This is a genomic window from Pseudomonas sp. v388, assembly GCF_003935425.1.
Classification (GTDB): Bacteria; Pseudomonadota; Gammaproteobacteria; order Pseudomonadales; family Pseudomonadaceae; genus Aquipseudomonas.
In genome coordinates, this window is sequence record NZ_RHQN01000013.1 from 18,472 (window position 1) to 38,418 (window position 19,947).

Genomic DNA, 19,947 nt, shown 5'->3' on the forward strand with positions numbered 1-19,947 from the left:
TTGAATCAGTTGCTCGGACGCTGCTTGGAGGAGTCCAGCTCGGCCTTCTTACCGGTGCTGATTTCGGTGATCTGCGCTGACTTGGCGATGGCCATGTCGAAGGTGTCCTGCATCTTGGCGATCGCCCCGGTCGCCGTGCCATCCAGTCCGCCACTGGCGGCCCAGTCGAAGTTCCACACGCCGGAAAGGTTGTCCTGTTTTGCCACGTCATGGGTTTCAATGGCGGTGAACACGTCAGGATGACGCTGCATATAACCTGCGGCGGCGGATACATCGGCCGGAACATTGCCTGATTTATTGTTGGCAAGTTCGGCAAGACCTTGCCCGGTAATCGAAGACTTGCCTGTCTGCTTTAGATAATCCGCGATGGTCTTGCTGGATTTGGCAATGCTCAGCTTGTCGTCGAACACGGAAGTCGAAGAATTCTGCGCTGTAGGGTTACCGCCGGTAGGTGTCACAGTCGTCATGGGCTCTCTTCCCTGGGTGTCGGTTTTAGGGCACTTCGAGGTGAGTTGGCCCATTAGCGCGACGTTAGCATGACCAAATGGCCACTGTGTGACGGCTTCACAGCAATTCGCAAATGCCGTGAAAATTCACGAATTTTCACAAGATAGGTTCTGACAGGCCCGGAAATACAGCCCAAGGTACTTGTGCGTTCTCACATAAAATAAGTTTGCGAAACTCAGGGTGTTGGCTTGTCATACCTTCAACAGCCTTTGAAGGATTGATCATGACTCACCGCCGTATCGGCTTCGCCTGTCAGTACCGCCATTCGCAGCGCGATTTGTCCGCCGTTGAATTGAAAGTCATCGAATCCGCCTTCAATCCCAAGACCACGACGTTGCGCTGGATGGACAGCGTGACGCCTCAGGTGGCGCGGGATAAGTTGCTGTACGTCATCGAGCACAACCTTGCAGCGCAACTGCGCCTGCTGGAGTACGTGACCGGGCTGCCGCCAGGTTTACGCATGCTGCGCTTGAGCAGCGATTTGCTGCCCTTCTACAGCCACCCCAAAGTCAGTGCGTTCTATCAGGACGCCGCCATTCAACAATGGCTGGGCGAGCGCTTTGCCGTTATCGGCAGCACGGCTCGGGAAAACGATATTCGTTTGTCGTTACATCCTGGGCAATATTGTGTGTTGGGCTCGGATAAACCGATGGTGGTTGAAAACAGTATCGCGGAGTTTGAATACCACGCCGATATGATTCGCATGATGGGTTACGGCCGTAACTTTCAGGATTTCAAATGCAATATTCATATTGCCGGTCGGCTTGGGGCTGAAGGTATTCGATCCCTCTGGTCTCGGTTATCGACCGAAGCCAGAAACTGCATCACTTTCGAAAATGAAGAGAAGACTTACGGGGTGGATGATTGTCTGGCTCTGGCGGACCTGGCGCCGGTGGTACTGGACATTCATCATTGCTGGATCAACGAAAACGACTACATATCGCCTCATGATCCTCGTGTCGAGCGCATTATCGACAGCTGGCACGGCGTGCGTCCGGCCATGCATTACTCACAGCCGCCCGAGCGTCTTCAGGCGTTGGGATTCAATGCCGAGCGCAAGTTGGTGATGGATGAACTCTTGCAAGTAGTGTCCAAGCGCGATTTATACGGGCACAGCGACCGCATGTGGAATCGCTGGACCAATGAATATGCACTGCAGTTTCTGGACCGCTTCGACATGATGTTCGAGGCGAAGGACAAGAACATGGCCGCCCTGGATTTTTATCGGGAGTTTATCGAGCCGTCTGATAATAACGCTGTTTGATTTCGGTCATTATTAACCCTTTGCCTGGCCGGCGTTGGTCATGCGCCGTTCTGCATGCTGAGCATCATGCCGTCGCTGCGCCCTGCCCTTGCCGCTTCCGACTTGCCCGCGCACGCGAGTGTGGGTCGCAGTGTGGGACTGATAAATAGCAGAACCGATTTCAACCCGAAAATACGGCGGTAGAAAGCAGAATGTACGCGGAGCCTTCCTCCGCGTACATTCTGTTGTAGAATTTCGCCTTCGCATCATCAGACGGCTGATAACAGCAAATGGGCAAACTGACGCAGGCTTTCGTCCGAACGATCGAAGCACCCGGGCGCTATCACGATGAGCGTGGTCTGTTCCTGCGCGTCACTGCCAGCGGCAGCAAGAACTGGGTGCTGCGCTACCAGTTCAATCAACGCCGGCATGACATGGGCATCGGTTCGTTCCCGGCGGTGTCGCTCAAGGCCGCGCGCCTGGCGGTCGATACGTACCGTCTCGAGTTGTCCCAGGGCGTCGATCCCATGGCGCACCGTGTGGCGTCAACGGCTGTGCAGACGGCCGTGGTCACTTTCCGGATCGAGGCTGAGCGGTATATCGCGACCCACCGGCAAAGCTGGAAGAATGCCCGCCATACCCAGCAATGGTCGCATTCCCTGCGTGATCATGTGTATCCGCTGATCGGCGATCTGCCGGTGGCCATGATTGCAACCGACCATGTTCTGGATGTGTTGTTGCCGCTCTGGAACAGCATTCCGGAAACCGCCTTTCGCTTGCGCAACCGGATCGAACTGGTGCTGGACGCCGCCAAGGCGCGCAACCTGAGGGAGGGCGAAAACCCGGCGCGCTGGCGTGGCCACCTCGATAAACTGCTGCCGCGTCAGAACCGCCTCCAGGTGCCCTTTTCCTCGATGCCGGCAGAGCGAATCGGCGCCTTCGTTCACCAGCTCGACAGCCTGGACAGCACAGCGGCCCGGGCCTGTGAGTTGATCGTCCACAGTGCCTGCCGCAGCGCGGAAGTCTGTGATGCGCGTTGGGAAGAGTTCGACCTGGCGGCCGGTTTATGGACGATTGCGGCGCAGCGCATGAAAGCCGGCAAACCGCATCGGGTACCCCTGGCGGCCGGCGCGCTGCAGGTGCTGGAGCAGCAACGCGGCAAGCACCCGGTCTACGTGTTCCCTAACGCTCGCAGGACCGGCAGCCTGCCCGGTAACGCGATCCGGCGAGTGATGGAGCAGCTGCACGCCGGCGAATATGTGCCTCATGGGTTTCGGTCGACCTTTCGGACCTGGGCCGCCGAGCACACTGTGTTTCCCCGTGAGGTGTGCGAAATGGCGCTGGCCCACACCCTGGATGACAAGGTCGAGGCGGCTTATAACCGCGGCGATCTGCTGGATAAACGTCGCCAGCTCATGAGCGCCTGGGACGCTTTTATCCAGCAGAGTCTGCCTGCCCGATTCAGTCCTCCGGAAACTCAAGACTTGCCTGGCTAGCAGGTTTTTTCGACAGGGCTGTTTCTGAGGGAGCGGCGGGTTTCGAATAGGTCGATTCGACCGTTCGAGACTTGCTTTCAGGGATCACGGCTTTCTTCCTGCCCACCAGATCGTCCGGGTTCAAATACAGATTCATCCGCGGAATGACTTCAATGCGCGATTTCTTGTCCGGCCGCTCGGCCTGGCGTGAATGGCGGTCGAAAGTGCGCAGCTCATGAACTTCGATGGGTTTCTCGCCGGCCAGCACGAACATCGGCAGGTTGCTGTGGATCATCGCGTCATAACGCGTGCTGGCTGAAAAATAGGCCATGGCGCGAGGATGGGGCGCAACTTTCTTGTATTTGATCAGCGTGGCCTGATCGGACAAATTGACGATGCGACGCAGCTCTGCGCCCGCCAGCGTCTCACCTTGGTCCAGGCTGTCTTTCTGAGCCTGTTGTTCTGCCGCTCGGCTCAACAGTTCACGCACCTTTCCCACTTCAATGCGCTCACCGCCGGTGGTATGTCCGGCCCAGGTGAAGACGATCAATCGAGGGCAGGCGTCGAACGCCTGGGTATGACGGCCCAGCTGTTTCATGCTGAACTGGTGGCCCAGCGCCTGGCGCAGAATTTTGGAGCGTGCCGTAGTGGCCAGGTTAAGTTCCACCCGTGTCTGCTCGATCGCCGCCATGAGATCATCCTTCAGTTGGTTGATCTCTCTGACCCACGGCAGGACGCTTTCCCGCATAGCAAAATAGCCCGGCAAGCGCATGACCGTTCCAGGTGCCTGCTCTGGCGCGCGCTCGAACGCGGTCATGGCATAGCGAGCGGCGTCGATGGCAGCCGCGCCTTCCAAGGCTTCGGCCTCGATGTAATCCAGAGCCTTTTGCTCGGTCAGCAGTGGTAACCGCCAGACTTTCCCGGCCACGACCAGATCAGGCCAGACCTGGTTGAAGGCGTCCAACTGGCGGCGCATCTGCTGGTATGCAGTGACGATATCGCTGTACATGAGCGCTCCTAAATTAATACCACCCCTATATAGATTTGCCAATTCTGTCCAATCCCCTTCGGCCTTTCCAGCGCAAATCGCCGAAAGGAGGCGCCGTAGTAAACAGTATAGGGTTGGTGGGGTGGTATTAGCTTAATGATTCTACGATAGCTATCTAGCTAGCTGTATATCTATCTAACACTTACGGGTCTTCTCGCGGAGACGATCGGCACCCATTGTATATGGCAGATACCATCTAGCTAGCTATATAGATATATATCAATCCAGTTATTTGATGCTGTAGTGCTTTTTCAGGAGCTGCTGGACGATGTCTGTTTCCGTCACCCGCTTCCCCGTCCTCGCGGATTCCTGAGCCGCACCCAGTTTGAGTGCGTTGGCAATATCCCATCGCAGTCTGAATAGTTTCTGCACGGTGGGCTCAGGCTTGAAGGCTTCCACCATCAATGTTGCAGCTTCTTCAGGTGTCGATCGCTCGTTGGCCGGAGCGGTTTTTCTCAACGGCTTGTCGGCCTCTCCGCCTTCCAGAAATTCATTGGGATCCTTGTTGAAGCTTTTGATATCCGGTTTGGATTTGATCATCCCAACACCTCGGCGATAAACGCATTCATTTCCTGGATAGCTGCATGGTCACGTTTAAGTTCGTGAACAATGGCGCCTTCACTGATGCAACGTCGAAAGGCTACGCGTTCGCAGATCTTGGTCTTGAACACGCTGAATGACTGTTCTTCGAGAAAACTCAGCATTTCTCCGGTGTCCTTGGTCCGCGCATCCACCCTGGACAGCAGCATTTTCACGTTCAGCGCAGGATTGTAATCACGGGCCAGGTCGACAACGGTCAACAGGTCTGTCATCGCGGCTGCATCGAAAGAACTGGCACCTACTGGAACGATGACCACTTCAGCCAGCAATAGCGCAGAGCGCAGGCCTACCGAATCACGTCCACCGGCATCTACCACCACATGTTCGTAGGAGCTTGCCAGTTGTCGGCCTTCGGAATTGATGGCTTTACCCTGGAGGCACACTGTCGTTGGGCTGGGGCTGTATTCAGGGTTATCACGGCGCCAGGCGGCCCAGCTTGCCGCGCTGGCCTGCGGGTCGCCGTCGATCAGCAATGTTTTGCCACGAGTTGCCAACATGGTTGCCAGGTGCACCGCCGTCGTGGTTTTACCGACACCGCCCTTGGTGTTCACACATGCAAATATGGTCACTGTCATCCCCTTATCCGTGCGCTAGCTATATAGCTAGCTACCATTCGTCTGTGAGTATAGCTATCTATCTATATAGCTATCTATACTTTTCTGATCCATTTTTGGCTGTAGCCTGGATATTCATCTTGTAGGACATGGCTGATTGAAGCGAAGGATCGTATTACCTGGGCTGCAGGCCTTATAACGGTCGTTGAAAGGATTTTTCATTTTCAGCTGTACGTATCTATGAAGCATGCCAAAATCGGGCAGGGGTCAGGTACCGGTTCCACCACACCCGGCGAATGCGCGCAGTGCCTGCACCAGTGATCAAATTGAAAAACAGGCTCGGATCAGCCACCTAAATCCCTTTAATCCAGCCCCTGATCTCTTTAGGGGCTTTTAATCTCACATACTGCAAGCCCCCTAGGGGTCAGGTTTTATCGAGCCTCTTGTGCGCTTATGAGAGGTCTTAGCGAAATCAGCTGTGCTCTGCTTGGTTTTTCGCTTTTGATTTTCCCCAAACAGAAAAAATTTTTTCGCTCGCGTTTTTAAAATCTTTTTTTCTTGTTTTTAAAGCTTGTTTTTAAAGCTTGTTTTTAGCACCTCTGCAGCCCTTGTATTCCGTGGCCTCCAGAGGTGCATCGACTACAAATTCCGGCTATACGACTACAAATTCCGGCTATGACGACTACAAATTTCAGCTGTATCGACTACAAATTTCAGCTATGACGACTACAAATTCCGGCTGTTATCCACAGGCTACGGGAGTCAATTTTCAGGGTTTCAAGGGATTTTCAGGTACCACAGCGGTCATTTTTGACAGTCCCGTGGATCCGGCCACTTTACAGATGAACGATACCCGCTACGGGCTGAATCCCCATCGACTACAAAATCCGGCTATGGCTTAAAGCCTTGTCACACAAGGCACAGAGCCACTGTCGGATTCTGACATCCATGTCCTACAAACCTCCAAAAGGGGATTGCATCGACTACAAATTCCGGCTATGCCAAAAAAACGGGCTTGCCATGACTGATTCAACGAGCGATACGCGCCTGGGGAACGACTACGAATTCCGGCTACCCAGGCCCATGCATCGACTACAAATTCCGGCTATGCCAAGAAGTCTTTCTAAACGAGACATTTCAAGCGCGCGTAAACAGGCAGAACTTGGCGAACAAGGTTGTTACTATCGACTCATTGCCGCGCCAGGAGTAGTCGATGACTGCCAAAGAACCTTCATCGTTGCTAGTGACCAAAGCCAACGATCTGATCAGTGCTTCATACCGGCTGACGCTTCAGGAACAACGCTTGTTGCTGGCCGCCATTGCCCAGGTCGACCCCCGCAAGCCCATGCCCTCCAAGATCACGGTGACGGCCGCAAGCTTCGCCGATATCTACGGCGTTCCTATTCGCTTTGCCTACACCAACCTCAAGGAAGCCGCGGATTCTCTGTATGAGCGCGACATCCAGACATTTGACGGCAAGAACCGCACGCGTATTCGCTGGGTCTACAAAGCGGCATACGCGGAAGGCGAAGGGCGTGTCACCCTGAACTTCACGGTTGACGTGATTCCTTATCTTTCGATGCTCAACAGCAAGCTGACTTCTTACGATTTACGCCGCGTCGCCAATCTGAATTCCATGCACAGCTTTCGGCTCTTTGAACTCATGATGCAGTTCAAAAGTACGGGCGTACTGGTTATCGAAGTCGAACGACTTCGCACACTTCTGGACCTGGGAGACAGCTACAAGCGGTTCAACAATCTACGTCAGAGAGTCATCACCCCTTCGATCAACGAGATCATGGCCAAGTCGGGAATATCCATTACCTACGAAACCATTACCGAAGGCAAAACGGTCAAAAGCCTGATTTTCCGCTTTCATGAAGCCGCCCAGATGCGGCTTTCCCTGGGCGATAGCCTGGCCAAACTGCCGGATAATCCTTTGGAAATCCTTAAAGATTAGCTTTTAAATCATATAGATACGTAATGGCTGGCTTTATAGCTAGCTATCTATTCCGATAGATAGCTAGCTATAAAGCCTGAAGGGCCAACATAAGGCATAGCCGGAATTTGTAGTCGATAGAATCATTTCACCATGGACTGGTGCTTGTCGATCCAATGCAGTTATCGCTGTACAGCCCACCGCTAATGGCTCATGGAAAACGCCTTGAGGCCCTTGTTTGCAGGGGCTTGCGCTTTGGCCTTTTGGACAGTTCATGCTAGATATATAGCTATCAATATATCTAGCTATCACGAAATGTCCGACATTGCATCCCGATTTATCACAATTGATACATAGCCGGAATTTGTAGTCGTTACGTCGTTTTCCCGTGAGAACGGCTGTTGATCCTTCTGCTCGGCAAACCTCGCAGGCTTGTTATGAAGCAGACAACATCCATGTCAAGGTCTCGTGCAATGGGGGTGTTTGCCAGTCATGCACCAGAGATCTAAGGCGAGTGTTATCGCCACACAGCGTCTTTACTTCATTGGCACGAACAAAAGCCGGATTGACCTGCACCTCGATATCTCTGCCAGTAATTTGCCGGCACATCTCGACTACCTCGCGCAGGGAATGAGTGACACCCGAACATACATTGATCGTTTGTCCCAGTGGCTTGACTTGCAGGAGGCCCCGATAAGCGCTGACGATAGAACGCACGTCGCTGAAATCGCGCCAGACATCCAGATTGCCCAACTCGATGGTTTCAGCCTTGCTCAGAAAATGCGAAACGATCTTGGGCAATAGAAAATTATCGGCCTGGCCAACGCCGGTGTAATTGAAGGGACGAGTAATGACAAGCGGCAGGCGTTCTTGCCAAAGCCTGGCCATGTATTCCATCGCCAGTTTGCTGACTGCGTAATCATTGGCTGGGGCCGGCAGGGTTGTTTCATCCAGCATGCCGGACGAAGCATTACCGTAAACATTGGCGCTGCTGGCCAACAGAATGCACTCTGGCGTTTTACCACACGCGTCAATGGCCTCGAGCAGGTTGCGGGTGCCGATCAGGTTGACCTGATAAAAGGCCTTGGCAGATCCGTGCCCGACAAAAGCCAATGCGGCAAGGTGGACCACAATGTCCGGCTGAATTTCAGCGAGCAGCGCATGCAGGCTTGCCACATCCGCAAGATCCATCTGGTGGTAATCGGCATCCTCAGATGGCTGGCTTCCCAGCCCATGAACCTCGCAGCCCTGTGCCGCGAGGTCGGCGGCCATGAAGCGCCCCGTAAAGCCATGGATACCTGTAATCAGCGCGCGTTTACCGACGATACTCATCAGAAAGAAAAACCTTTTTCATTACGACGCAGATCTGCCTCAACCATGATGCGGCACAGTTCTTCGAGATGGGTCCTGGCTTCCCACCCTAATACTTCCCGGGCTTTGGCAGGGTTGCCGATCAGTAGTTCCACTTCCGTAGGGCGATAAAACCTGGGGTTGACGCTGACCAGTACCTTGCCGGTCGCCGCATCCAGGCCACGTTCGGCTTCTGCTTCACCTTCCCATTGGATAGCGATATCAACAGCCTTGAACGCCATGCTGACGAAGTTGCGCACAGTCTCGGTACGATTGGTCGCCAATACGAACGTGTCGGGTTCTGCGGCCTGCAGCATGCGCCACATACCCTCGACATACTCCTTGGCAAACCCCCAATCGCGCTTAGCGTCGATATTGCCCAACTCAAACGACTCCATCAGACCCAGTTTGATCTTGGCCACTGAATCGGTGATTTTGCGCGTCACGAACTCACGGCCGCGCAGGGGCGATTCGTGGTTGAACAGAATGCCGCTGGCAGCAAATATCCCGTAGGACTCTCGATAATTGATGGTCATCCAGTGCGCATAAAGCTTGGCGACGCCATAAGGGCTACGAGGGTAGAAAGGGGTGCTTTCCACTTGGGGAATGGCCTGCACCTTGCCGAACATCTCCGACGTTGATGCCTGGTAAAAACGAATCTTCGGATTAACGATGCGAATGGCTTCCAGCAGGTTCACTGCACCAAGACCGGTTATCTCAGCAGTGGTCAGCGGTTGCTCAAATGAAACACCTACAAAACTCTGGGCCGCGAGGTTATAGATCTCGGTGGCCTCGGTTTTCTGTAGAAGACGAATACTGGCCGACAGGTCGGTCAGGTCATATTCAACCAGATGCAGGTTGGGGTGGTTCTGGATTCCGAGCTCTTCTATACGCCAGAAATTGACAGAGCTGGTCCGGCGGAAGGTCCCATAGACTGTGTAGCCTTTTTCGAGCAGCAGTTGGGCCAGATAAGGGCCGTCCTGACCTGTGATGCCGGTAATAATGGCTTTCATACGATGCATTGATCTCCGTTGGGCAGCCCGATTACGGCCTGATACAGGGGATAGCGTTATCGCAGCGACGACTCATCGCAACGAACGACTCCAGCATAGACATCAGGTTGCGCCAAGGCGAGTCGCGATCTTTCAGGCCATGCGTGGCCGTGCGTTGAAAAAGTAAAATAAAGACTGCAGGTCAGGAAAAGTAGCGGAACACAGCATCACGAATCGATATTACTTTCCACGCCGGGCGTTCTTATGCCGTTGGAAAAGTCCCTTGTCAGTCTTTTGAGGGAGTTTGCGAGCATCCGACAAACACCCCTCAGGTCATCTACGCTTGTGCCGATAACATGAAAAATCTCTCCCCTCACGTTCGGTGCAGTCATGTTCAATACCCGCTTGAAAAAGGAATTACTGGCGCAAGAAGCAGAGTTATCTGTTTTTCGTCAGATGCAGAAGGGTATGGACGCGCAGATGGTGTCGCTGGTTCTGGATGCCAATTACTGCATTGCGCATGCCAACGATAACTTCCAGCGCATGCTCGGCTACACCGCGCAGCAGCTGCAAGGCCGCAGCATGGACCAGATGGTCCCGGCCTATGTCAAACAGCTGGACTGCTATCGCAATCTGCGGCTGGCGGTGCAGAAGGGTGAGTCGGTCATCGATAAATACCGTTTTCTGCGCGCAGACGGCAGCCTGGCGTGGATCTACGCGATGTGGCAGCCGATTCTCGACGAGCATGGCAAGCTGCAGTGCCTGAAATGCTATGGCACCGACATCACCGAAGCGATCGAAACGGCGGCTGAAAACGCTGCCTTCATCCAGGCATTGCTGCGCTCCACGGCAGTGATCGAGTTCGATCTGCATGGGCACGTGCTGACCGCCAACGACCAGTTCCTGCGCGGAATGGGGTACAGCCTTGCACAGATCAAGGGCAAGCATCACAGCCTGTTCTGTGATCCTGTCGAAGCAAGTTCCAACCAGTACAAGGAATTCTGGGCAACCCTCAATCGCGGCGAGTTCGTGGCCAACCGGTTCAAGCGCATCGACGCGCACGGGCGGACGGTGTGGCTGGAAGCAACCTACAACCCGGTCCATGACGCTCAGGGCAAGTTGTATAAGGTCGTGAAATTCGCCACCGTCATCACCGACCAGGTCGCCCGCGAAGAAGAGGTCAGCCAGGCCGCAAGCGTGGCATTCGAGATTTCCCAGCAGACCGACGTCAGCGCCCAGCGCGGCGCCGATGTGGTGCAGAACACCGTGGACACGATGCGCAAGATCTCCGACGAGATGGAGTCGGCATCGTCAGGCATCGAGGCGCTGGGCAAGCAGTCGTTGCTGATCAGCTCCATCGTGCAAACCATCGGCGGGATCGCGCAACAGACCAACCTGTTGGCGCTCAACGCCGCCATCGAGGCCGCCAGGGCCGGGGAGCAGGGCCGCGGTTTTGCGGTGGTCGCCGACGAAGTCCGGCAGCTGGCCGGGCGCACCAGCGCCGCGACCGAGGAGATCGTCAACGTGGTGCAGCAGAACCAGGCGCTGGCCGACGCGGCGGTACGTGGCATGGCCAACAGCCGGACTCAGGCCGAACAGGGGCTGGCCTTGGCCAACGAAGCCGGTGCGGTGATCGTCGAGATTCAGGACGGTGCCAAGCAGGTGGTCGGTGCGGTCGGGCGCTTCGCCAATCAGTTGAAGTGATCGTCTTCAGCCCTCTTCAGAAGCCGGCTTGCTGGTGAAGGCTGCCTGGCAGGTGATCGACCTGTCGTGGATGGACTGGCCTCTTCGCTGGCAAGCGGGTTCCCACGGTAAACCGCTTGAGGCTTCAAATAGCTAGCATGCTAGCTATTTGGCTGGCAAAATGCTGGCCGGATTGTACAACGGTCGCCATAGCACGGGATGCTCTAGATCGCTGATTCCTCACTGACAAGGACGTGCAGGATGCTTCAGGTCGCGCTCGCTGTTCTCACCCTCCTCTGCTTGATTGGCGGTTTGCTGTTCAACGCAGAGTTGTTGAACAAGGCGGGCGCCGACATCCCCCTCAAACAACTCCAGACCCTCGAAATCTACGGCCAGCTGCTTGCCTCGGCCAGCGTTTGCCTGTTCGTCTGGCGGCTGTGTGTGGCGGCGCACAAGCGTCGGCAACGTCGGGCCGGTCCGCAGGGCTGCGACCCGCGTATTCTGTGGTACTCGATTGCACTCAGTACGCTGATCACGGCGCCTGCCACCTGGTGGGTCCAGGGCGAGGTACCGGACATCATCGCTGAAGAATTCCCGGCAAGCCTGCGGGTTTACAGCTTGTACGCCTACGTGACGAAAAAAGGCCTGCTTTACGATGCGTTGCAGATTCCGGGGGTTCCGTACCAGGAATACCGGGACGCCGGGGAAGGCAAGGCGTTCATCGCCAATCTGGGCGTACTGATGAGTGTTCAAGGCTCGTACGTTGAAAAGATTGACCGCAACTTCCAGGGTTTCGCCACCGCCGTGTTCAAAGGCTACACACGGCGTAATGCAGATGCGCTCTACGAGCGCCTGCAGGTGGAAGTCATTCCCACTCTCGAAGACATCATCCGCGCCTACGCCAGGCTTGAGGCGCTGCGTGTTTCGGGAGTGCCGGGTAACGAGCGCACACCCATCGAGTGGCCCGCCCAAGGCCAGGAGCTGAGTAACGCGCCGAGCGTTTCGGATTATGCCCTTTCGATAAAACCTGGCCTACGCACCCGGCAAGCGATTGCCGACAGCCCTGAAGTTCGCTACATGGCCCGGCAAACCCTCGGTCCGCTGTATGTCGAAGGCATGGACCTGTTTGCCACCCGCGAGCAATTCAACAGATACCTCAACGGCATCGCCGGCAACATGGCGGTCGATGTCGCCCACACCGACATCCGGGGCGAGCAGGGCCTCAGCGTGCTGAAAAACATGTGGTTCGTGCCCTGGTCGTTGCTCAGCGGGCTGTTCACAGGTGCGCTCAACATCGTGGGGCTGGTGCTTTCGCTCATCGAACGGCGCCGTCGTGTTCAGAACCCCCGGCGTGCAATCAAGGCTCGGCTCGCGGCGATTGCCACGGTCATCATCATTCCCATTTTTGCCGGCAACGCCATCCTCCAATCCTCGGGCTATCGCTCGGCGTTCAGAAGCATTGAGAAAGGGCCGACCCTCATGGTCGGGGTCTTCCATTGGGCCATGTCTGCCGAAGCCATGTTGTACAACCTGACCAAGCCTGTGCTCAAAGCGCAGTGACCATTTTCACAAGGGAGAAGTACCCAGTGCGTAAGAAATTCGTCGCATCGATTCTGGCCGTATCCATCGCCACTTCGTTTTCCGGATGCGCCCAGATGGGGATCAGCAAGGAGCAGGCCGGCACCGTGATCGGTGGTCTGGCCGGTCTGGCCATCGGCGCCACCATGGGCAAGGGCAGCGGTCAGGTCGCGGCGGCATTGATCGCCGCCAGTGTGGGCGGTTACATCGGCAACCGTATCGGCCACATGCTCGATGAGCAGGATCAGCAAGCGCTCGCCCTGCGTACCCAGGAAGTGCTCAACCAGCCCGCCACTGCCTCGACGCAACCGGCGGTCTGGCAGTCCACTCGCACCAAGGCGAGCGCGCAGATCATCCAGGGTCAGGAATACACGACCACCAAGACCGTCGAGGTCAAGCGTGCGCCCAAGATTCAGGCGGTGCCGTCGATGAAGCTGATCAACGAGCCTTACGTCACCAAATCCAGCCTCAACGTGCGTGCCGCGCCGAACCTGAAGGCTGACAAGGTGGGCGGCCTGCCGAACAACACCGAGTTCACCGCCGTGGGCTCCACCGGCGAGTGGATCCTGGTCGGGCGCAAGGGTGTGACGGTCGGTTACGTGCACAAGGACTACGTCCTGGCCAAGTCCGAAGCCGTCGCCCGCAAGGTGCCGTCAGCGGTCAATCTCGACGAAATGGACGTGGCCGCCAGCAAGGAGACCCAAGCCTTCGATCTGGACTCCATTCCAGCGTTGCCGTCCGAAAAAGTCGCGGCCGAGACCGCCTGCCGGCCGGTCACGGTGAGCCTGAAAGCGGCCAGTGGCGAAGCTGAAAAGCAGGACAGCACGTTCTGCAAGCAAGCCAACGGTACTTGGGAACTGATCTAAGGAAAAACATGAAAAAGTGCGTTCTCGCGCTGGCCGTGGTGTCTGCTTCCGGCCTGGTGCCGCAAGCGTTCGCCCATGAGCTGGCGTACTCGAAGAAAGACGACATCAAGGTCGAGGTTCCTGGCGAAGCGACCACCTGGTGCAAGCCCGATGTCGAGCTGACCCTGGTGCGTCCCGTGTGGGACAACCCGACGCTGCTCAATGGTTTGCTGTCCAAATTGCCTGTCATCCTGACCAAGGACTGCGCTGCAGCGCGGGTCACCTGGAAGGCGGTCGATGCAAACGGCTCGTTGTACGCAAACGGCGCAGGCAATGCGACCAATCTCGGCGTCGTCACTCTGGCCGCCGCGCCGGTCGCAGCGGCACCCCAGGCCGCAGCGCCGAAGCCGGTCGAGCCGCCTGCTGTTCCCGCGCCGACTCCAGCTCCAGCAGCGACACCTGCGCCCGTTGCGCAACCGGCTGTCGTGGTGGAACCGCAAGCCCCGGCGCCTGTCATTGGCCAGCCCGCCGCGCCTGCGCCGAAACCTGTCGTTGAAGGACCGGCAGCGCCCGCGCAACCTGCGGCGCCGGTCGCGCAGGCGGCTCCGGTGAGTGCGGACTACGGGCGCTCGCTGGTCATCAACCACCCCAGCCTGATCCAGATCAGCGACGCCAGCGGTTGCAAATGGGTGATCGGCAAGGCCGCCCTGGATAACGGCGACTCCAGCCTGGCCTTTACGTCGACGCCGGCCATGCCATGCCCGGCGTCGGGTTTTGCCGAAGGTTCATTCGACCGGCTGCGCTGGTCGATCCCCAATACCTATCGCGGCGATAACTGGAATCGGGTGTATGCGCACGGCAGCGGCCTGCTCTTCAACCAGCGTTCCGCCGACGCAGTCAAGGACAAGGCGCTGTCGTATCTCAGCCCCAAAGCCGATCAGGCCTTGTTTCTGCTGGGCGAGCTGCCGGCGCGTCAGATGAAGGTCTATCTGGCTTTCCAGCGCGGCACTTACGGTGTGCTCGGCCCGTTCAACAACGATCCTTACTACGTCGTGATCACCGGGGATGAACGTTTTGCCCTGGACGTGACGGAGTACAAGCGCGCTGCGCTGGAAATCTTCCAGCTGATCAAGGCCACGTCGCCATCGACCACCAGCCAGGAAAACCTGTTCATCGCCAAGTCCTTCGAGGCGCTGTACCCGGTCAACGGTTGGGGTGACGACAAGGACAAGATCGTGCGCAGCCGCATCGGCGAGAACCGCGGTCAGTTCTTCTTCGACGTTCAGGACGGTACGAACTACGCCGCCCGCCGCGAAGAACAGCGCAAGCGCGAAGAGCGTCGCGTGCAAGAGCAGCAAGCGCAGGTCCATACCCAGGTGCTGGCCCGCTACGAGCAGCTCAAGGCCGGCATGAAGGAATTCGAGGGTCGTGAAACCCAGGCGCTGGCCGGCATGGCCGGTATTCAGGTGCGCTTCGATTCGCCTCTGGCCCTGCAGAATCCCGATTCTTCGCGTAAAACCGCCTCGATGATGGTGCATGTCACCGGGAAAATCGGCGATTACGTCGAGATCGACTTCCCTGCCCACGGCCGACTGGTTTCCGACGTGGATCTGAAAGAGGCGTGGTATGTGTTCCCGGTCGCCAATATGACGCCTTACCTGCCGTTGGAAGACGGCCGGGCGATCCCGACGTTCCGCGTCTACAGCGTGGGTGAACCGCAAGCCTGCCAGCAGGATCTGTGCGCCGACCAGGTGTCTTTCGGAGCGGTCCTGGCTAAGGAATTCCCTGGCGCCGGTATCGACTTCAACTGGACCCCTGACGTTTCCCAACAGTACGTGAACGCTTGGAAGAGCGCTTCCGCTCAAATCTGGTAAGGCACCTCCATGATCAAATCAATGAGCAAAAAGCAGCTGCTGATTGCAGCTGTCGCCGCTGCGGTCATCGTGGTGGCCAGCGTCATAGCCCTGTTGGCCAGCTCCGGTAAGAAAGCCGCGCTCAACTATTACGATGACTTCAAAGAACGGTTCATGCTTCAGGATGTGCTGTCCGAGGGCGATGTGTCCTATTCGGTGTTTTCCGGCAACCTGACCGTCAAGGACCCCGAAATCCGTCTGGTCGCCGCGCGCACCAACGGTGCCGAGCAGTTTCTGCGTGGCCTGAGTGGACTTTTCCAGTCGGCCGGTCGCGGCTCGGACAACGAGCAGGGTCTGGTCGGCTGGAGCAATTATCAGTGGTCGTCCACCAGTGGCCGTAATCCGGGTGGCGTCTACCTGAAGGCCGATGCGTTGAAGATCAGTCATTCGGGCGACAGCAAGGATGGCGAGATCCACCTGCAGCTGCTGGGCCTGGACATGAGCAATCCGTACATTTCCCACAAAGGCGTCGACGTGGTGCTGGTGTCGGACGTCAGCGACGAGATTCAGCCGCGTGCGGACATGAGTGGGTCCGGCGTGGTCAAGTCGTCCTACACCTGGGGCAGCAACATGATTGCCCGCACGCCGGTGACCGGTGCGTTTCTGATCGGCGCCACGGGCGATTTCGGCACCCGTGTCGATCTGGACCTGACGCTCAAGCGCTCGGACGATGGCGAAGGCGCCATGAGCTTCGTCGTCACCCACCGCAACGACGGCAGCGAAACGGGCCGCATTGTCAGGGAAGCGGAGTTCGCGTCGTTGCCGGAACTCGATGACGTGCAGGACATGCTCAAGAGTGCGCTCAGCGGTTTCATCATCGGCGCGTACAGCGGTTTTTCCGGGCAGGCGGTGATTGCCGAATCGGTCAGCAACTTTGCCCGCAAGAGCAAGGTAGCCCGTTATGAGCTGAACTACGAAGGCTTCAGCCCGCTCAAGAAAAGCTATCAGGCGTACCAGGCCTCGGCGGGGCAGTCTCCGTTCGCCACCTTCTGCAAGGAAACCGGCCTTTCCACCTGGCAGAGCGATTTCGGCGCCAAGGGCAAGGGTCACAGCGATTCGGAATGCGCCATTGCGCAGAAACTCGTGGCTGAAGGCGCGTTCAACGAAACCTACACCTTCCGTGACGACAAGACCCTGTTTGCCGCGCTGTTCGTGAGCAAAGGGTTCGAGCTGGAAGCGAACTGAATTCGACTCGCTCTACACGCCGTTCGCGGGGTGTGGAGCGGCCTGCCTGCGCTGCAGTCCGGTCAACCCCCCTCAAGGCTCTGTTTGCCTGGCCGATAACACGGAGTCGGCGGCCATCGGGCGATGCCGGGCTCTTCTCGCGGCGTCGCGGCTTAAAGGTATGCATCGATGGTTCGGCAACTGAACCGTTTTCTGGTATTCGGCGTCCTGCTGGCCCTGTTCGTGGGCGGCTGTTCGACGAGCATGGCGCACGACACGGTGCCGCTGCGCATCGTCACCGAAGAGTTGCCGCCCTACAACTTCTCCCGCAATGGTCGGGTGACCGGCATGAGCACCGAAGTGGTCGAGGCCGTGCTCAAGGAAGTCGGCATCCAGGCGACCATTCAGTCCATGCCCTGGGCACGGGCCTACGAACTGGCGCTCAACGACAGCAATGTCCTGATCTATTCGATCATGCGTACACCTGCTCGCGAACCGCTGTTCCGTTGGATCGGCGCTATCGCACCCACCCAATGGTTTATCTACTCGCTGGCAGAGCGGCCGGTGCAGCTGAGTTCGCTTGATCAGGCCCGTGGCCGACAGATTGCGACGGTCAATCAGGACGTCGGCGAGCAGTATCTGGTCTCGAAAGGCTTTCGCATTGGCGAAGAGCTGCAGTCGAGTAATAAATACGAACACAACTACCGCAAGCTCAAGGTCGATCACGTGGAAATGTGGATTTCCAACGAGCTCAATGCGCTTTACCTGACCCGCCAGAACGGCGAGGACCCGGCCAAAGTCCTGATCCGCTCGCTGCCCTTGCCGGAGCTGAGCAACGGGCCGGGCCTGAGCATGGCGTTCAGTCTGAAAACCCCGCCCGAGACGGTCGAACGGTTCCGCGACGGTCTGGAAACGATTCGTCGCAATGGCGTCTACGATGCCATTCTGCGCAAATGGCTCTGACGTGACCGCGCCCGTCTCCCCATCGGCAAAGCCCTTGCCGACCGGCTCGCTCGGGCGGCGCCTGGTGCTTGCCACGCTGCTGTTCTGCTTGCTGTTTACCCTGGTCATGGTGGCCCTGCGCACCTGGTCCGCGTGGGGAAACAACCTCCAGGCGATGAACTCGGAACTGGCCTTGATCGACCAGGTGTTTCAGAACACCTTGTCAGAAGCCATCTGGGAAATGGATCGCGAGTCCCTGGGCAAACAGCTCGCCAGCGTCGCTCAGGCAGCGCCCGTGGGACGCGTGACCCTCAGTATCCTGCGGCCCGGTCAATCGCCGGAGGTCATCGACCTCAAGCGCCGCGCTGCCGAAGCACCAGGCGCCGCGCCGGTGCTGCGTCGCCAGTTGATCAGTGAACCCTACGCCGGTGCCCGGGAAACCGTCGGCGAGCTGGTCATCGAAGGCGACGCCGGTCTGCTCTGGGAACGCCTGTGGGGCGAGGCGCGGGGAATCTTCATCACTCAGGTGATCCAGTCATTGCTGCTGGCCGGGCTGATCATGACCATGTTCAACCGACTGGTGACCGTCCACGTGAAGCACATCGCCAGGCACCTGAGCACGCTGGCCCCGCAAACGCTCAACACGCCGCTCCGGTTGCTGCGCTCGATCAAGCGCCAGGATGAACTCAGCCTGCTCGAAGCCCAGGTCAACGAGCTGCAGAACAATCTCCACGCCCATCTGGAACGGCAGCGTTCCGATGAACTGGCCATGGCCGCCAGTCGCGATCATCTGGCCGAACTGGTCGAAGCGCGCACCGCCGAACTCAAGGCGGCCAACCAGTCCCTCGAAGCCTTGTCGCGTCACGACCCGTTGACCGGCCTTGCCAACCGGCGGCATTTCGATGAGCTCAAGGAAGTCGAATTCCGCCGCGCGATTCGGCACAAGACGCCACTGGCGGTGCTGATGTGCGATGTGGATTTCTTCAAGATCTACAACGACACCTATGGCCACATGCTGGGCGACGAATGCCTCAAGCAAGTGGCCGAGGCGCTGCGCGGTGTCTTCGGTCGTTCCGGCGAACTGGTGGCGCGGATCGGCGGTGAAGAGTTTGTGGTCATGTTGCCCAACGTCGACCTGGACCAGGCCAACGCCGCCGCGCAAAGGCTGCGCGAGGGCCTTGCCGAACGTGAGGTCCCCCACGGCGGCTCGCAGGTGTCGCCTTATCTGACCCTGAGCATCGGCGTGGCCGAACTGGACCCTGAGACCATGGATCACTTCGATCTGCTGCTGCAGCGGGCCGACCAGGCGCTGTACCGCGCCAAGCGCCAGGGCCGCGATCGGGTGGCCAATTGAACCGGCCGCAGCAAGGAGCCTTGAGTGAATAAACGTCTTGTGCCGGGCACCTGCCTGCTGCTGATCATGCTCGCTTTGCCGGGCCATGCCAGTGAGATCGAGGTGGTGACCGAGGATTCGTCATACGCTTACCTGAGCGGCGGCAAGCTTGCAGGTCCGGGCACGCATGTGGTCGAGCAGACCCTCAAACACGCCGCCGTCAACGACTATCGCATCCTGCTTTACCCTTGGGCGCGAGCCTATGAAAAGGCGCTGCGCGAACCCAATGTGCTGATCTTCCCGATCCTGCGCACCACGGCCCGCGAGTCGCAGTTCAAATGGGTGGGTGAGATTGCCCAGGCGCAGACCATGCTCTACAAGCTGCGAGAGCAAACCGACCTGACGCTTGAAAGCATCAGCGACGCCCGGCGCTACATCATCGGTGTGGTGCGGGACGACTCCAGGCAGGCGTATCTCGAAGGGCGGGGCTTCAAGCGTCTGGTGGTGTCGACCACCAACCGCGACAGTTTCCAGAAACTGCTCCACCATCAGGTCGAGCTGCTGCCGATGACCGAACGGGAAGTCCGTCTGCTGAGCGAGCAGGCCCAGGTCGATGTCGGGCGCCTGGAGGCGGTGGCCGCGCTGGGTGACGTGAAGGCCGGTATTTACATGGCCTTCAGTCTGGAAACCCCGGACGAGATGGTGAACCTGGTGCGCACGGCGTTCGAGCAGCTCAAGGCCTCGGGCGAAATCGAGCGACTCATGCACGAAGAGCCCTGAG

15 protein-coding genes and 4 pseudogenes are annotated in these 19,947 nt (G+C 57.8%); 13 read left to right on the forward strand and 6 right to left on the reverse strand.

Features of this window, described 5'->3' with window-relative positions:
- Window positions 1-5: 5 nt before the first annotated feature.
- Window positions 6-521, reverse strand: a complete 516-nt coding sequence (locus tag EGJ27_RS24165; RefSeq protein WP_256672911.1) for a hypothetical protein — start codon at window positions 519-521, stop codon at window positions 6-8.
- 209 nt (window positions 522-730) lie between these two features.
- On the opposite strand from EGJ27_RS24165, the gene uvsE reads away from it, so the two are divergent.
- Both uvsE and EGJ27_RS24175 read left to right on the forward strand, forming a co-directional pair.
- On the forward strand, window positions 731-1,771 hold the full coding sequence (uvsE, locus tag EGJ27_RS24170; RefSeq protein WP_125833264.1) for a UV DNA damage repair endonuclease UvsE: 1,041 nt from the start codon (window positions 731-733) through the stop codon (window positions 1,769-1,771).
- 269 nt (window positions 1,772-2,040) lie between these two features.
- Complete coding sequence (locus EGJ27_RS24175; protein WP_125833265.1) at window positions 2,041-3,246, forward strand: site-specific integrase; 1,206 nt, start codon at window positions 2,041-2,043, stop codon at window positions 3,244-3,246.
- On the opposite strand, the gene EGJ27_RS24180 is transcribed toward EGJ27_RS24175, so the two are convergent.
- The 3 genes from EGJ27_RS24180 to EGJ27_RS24190 form a co-directional block, all read right to left on the reverse strand.
- On the reverse strand, window positions 3,212-4,276 hold the full coding sequence (locus EGJ27_RS24180; protein ID WP_256672912.1) for a DNA replication terminus site-binding protein: 1,065 nt from the start codon (window positions 4,274-4,276) through the stop codon (window positions 3,212-3,214). The two genes, EGJ27_RS24175 and EGJ27_RS24180, sit on opposite strands and share 35 nt — an antisense overlap.
- 225 nt (window positions 4,277-4,501) lie before the next feature.
- Window positions 4,502-4,813, reverse strand: a complete 312-nt coding sequence (locus EGJ27_RS24185; RefSeq protein WP_218568065.1) for a hypothetical protein — start codon at window positions 4,811-4,813, stop codon at window positions 4,502-4,504.
- On the reverse strand, window positions 4,810-5,448 hold the full coding sequence (locus tag EGJ27_RS24190; protein ID WP_125833266.1) for an AAA family ATPase: 639 nt from the start codon (window positions 5,446-5,448) through the stop codon (window positions 4,810-4,812). Before EGJ27_RS24190 ends, EGJ27_RS24185 begins: the two co-directional genes overlap by 4 nt.
- A 1,192-nt stretch (window positions 5,449-6,640) precedes the next feature.
- On the opposite strand from EGJ27_RS24190, the gene EGJ27_RS24195 reads away from it, so the two are divergent.
- Together EGJ27_RS24195 and EGJ27_RS25435 are read left to right on the forward strand one after the other, a co-directional pair.
- Window positions 6,641-7,387, forward strand: a complete 747-nt coding sequence (locus EGJ27_RS24195; RefSeq protein WP_125833267.1) for a replication initiation protein — start codon at window positions 6,641-6,643, stop codon at window positions 7,385-7,387.
- A gap of 367 nt (window positions 7,388-7,754) precedes the next feature.
- Window positions 7,755-7,886 (forward strand): annotated as a pseudogene (locus EGJ27_RS25435) (2Fe-2S iron-sulfur cluster-binding protein); the annotation flags it as partial.
- Here the strand turns inward: EGJ27_RS25435 and EGJ27_RS24200 are convergent.
- Window positions 7,877-8,698, reverse strand: a pseudogene (locus EGJ27_RS24200) (GDP-mannose 4,6-dehydratase); the annotation flags it as partial. The pseudogenes EGJ27_RS25435 and EGJ27_RS24200 sit on opposite strands and share 10 nt — an antisense overlap.
- Window positions 8,698-9,729 (reverse strand): GDP-mannose 4,6-dehydratase, encoded by a 1,032-nt coding sequence (gene gmd / locus EGJ27_RS24205; RefSeq protein WP_125833269.1) that lies wholly within the window; start codon window positions 9,727-9,729, stop codon window positions 8,698-8,700. The gene gmd and the pseudogene EGJ27_RS24200, both read right to left, overlap by 1 nt.
- Before the next feature lie 522 nt (window positions 9,730-10,251).
- Between gmd and EGJ27_RS25440 the strand changes: the two are divergent.
- The 9 genes and pseudogenes from EGJ27_RS25440 to EGJ27_RS24245 all read left to right on the forward strand — a co-directional run.
- Window positions 10,252-10,827 (forward strand): annotated as a pseudogene (locus EGJ27_RS25440) (PAS domain-containing protein); the annotation flags it as partial.
- A 150-nt stretch (window positions 10,828-10,977) separates the two neighbouring features.
- A pseudogene (locus EGJ27_RS25445) lies at window positions 10,978-11,412 on the forward strand (methyl-accepting chemotaxis protein); the annotation flags it as partial.
- A gap of 291 nt (window positions 11,413-11,703) precedes the next feature.
- Window positions 11,704-12,951, forward strand: a complete 1,248-nt coding sequence (locus EGJ27_RS24215) for a hypothetical protein (protein ID WP_256672913.1) — start codon at window positions 11,704-11,706, stop codon at window positions 12,949-12,951.
- A gap of 26 nt (window positions 12,952-12,977) precedes the next feature.
- Entirely contained in the window at window positions 12,978-13,835 is an 858-nt protein-coding gene (locus EGJ27_RS24220) for an SH3 domain-containing protein (RefSeq protein ID WP_125833272.1), read from the forward strand.
- Between the two features lie 8 nt (window positions 13,836-13,843).
- Window positions 13,844-15,688 carry a hypothetical protein gene (locus tag EGJ27_RS24225; protein ID WP_125833273.1) on the forward strand — a complete coding sequence of 615 codons (1,845 nt, stop codon included), beginning with the start codon at window positions 13,844-13,846 and terminating at the stop codon, window positions 15,686-15,688.
- Between the two features lie 9 nt (window positions 15,689-15,697).
- Complete coding sequence (locus tag EGJ27_RS24230; RefSeq protein WP_125833274.1) at window positions 15,698-16,912, forward strand: hypothetical protein; 1,215 nt, start codon at window positions 15,698-15,700, stop codon at window positions 16,910-16,912.
- Window positions 16,913-17,080: 168 nt separating this feature from the next.
- The gene (locus EGJ27_RS24235; protein WP_125833275.1) at window positions 17,081-17,854 is read left to right on the forward strand and encodes an ABC transporter substrate-binding protein; all 774 of its coding nucleotides are present in this window, start codon (window positions 17,081-17,083) and stop codon (window positions 17,852-17,854) included.
- A 1-nt stretch (window position 17,855) separates the two neighbouring features.
- On the forward strand, window positions 17,856-19,187 hold the full coding sequence (locus EGJ27_RS24240) for a GGDEF domain-containing protein (RefSeq protein WP_256672915.1): 1,332 nt from the start codon (window positions 17,856-17,858) through the stop codon (window positions 19,185-19,187).
- Window positions 19,188-19,211: 24 nt separating this feature from the next.
- Window positions 19,212-19,946, forward strand: a complete 735-nt coding sequence (locus EGJ27_RS24245; protein WP_125833277.1) for an ABC transporter substrate-binding protein — start codon at window positions 19,212-19,214, stop codon at window positions 19,944-19,946.
- The last annotated feature ends 1 nt before the right edge of the window (window position 19,947 follow it).

Excerpts from the sequence above, each read along its gene's own strand:
- uvsE (WP_125833264.1), top strand. The coding sequence starts at position 731 with ATGACTCACCGCCGTATCGGCTTCGCCTGTCAGTACCGCCATTCGCAG.
- EGJ27_RS24235 (WP_125833275.1), top strand. The coding sequence starts at position 17,081 with ATGGTTCGGCAACTGAACCGTTTTCTGGTATTCGGCGTCCTGCTGGCC.
- EGJ27_RS24230 (WP_125833274.1), top strand. The coding sequence starts at position 15,698 with ATGATCAAATCAATGAGCAAAAAGCAGCTGCTGATTGCAGCTGTCGCC.
- EGJ27_RS24165 (WP_256672911.1), bottom strand. The coding sequence starts at position 521 with ATGGGCCAACTCACCTCGAAGTGCCCTAAAACCGACACCCAGGGAAGA.
- gmd (WP_125833269.1), bottom strand. The coding sequence starts at position 9,729 with ATGAAAGCCATTATTACCGGCATCACAGGTCAGGACGGCCCTTATCTG.
- EGJ27_RS24190 (WP_125833266.1), bottom strand. The coding sequence starts at position 5,448 with ATGACAGTGACCATATTTGCATGTGTGAACACCAAGGGCGGTGTCGGT.
- EGJ27_RS24175 (WP_125833265.1), top strand. The coding sequence starts at position 2,041 with ATGGGCAAACTGACGCAGGCTTTCGTCCGAACGATCGAAGCACCCGGG.
- EGJ27_RS24185 (WP_218568065.1), bottom strand. The coding sequence starts at position 4,813 with ATGATCAAATCCAAACCGGATATCAAAAGCTTCAACAAGGATCCCAAT.
- EGJ27_RS24195 (WP_125833267.1), top strand. The coding sequence starts at position 6,641 with ATGACTGCCAAAGAACCTTCATCGTTGCTAGTGACCAAAGCCAACGAT.
- EGJ27_RS24225 (WP_125833273.1), top strand. The coding sequence starts at position 13,844 with ATGAAAAAGTGCGTTCTCGCGCTGGCCGTGGTGTCTGCTTCCGGCCTG.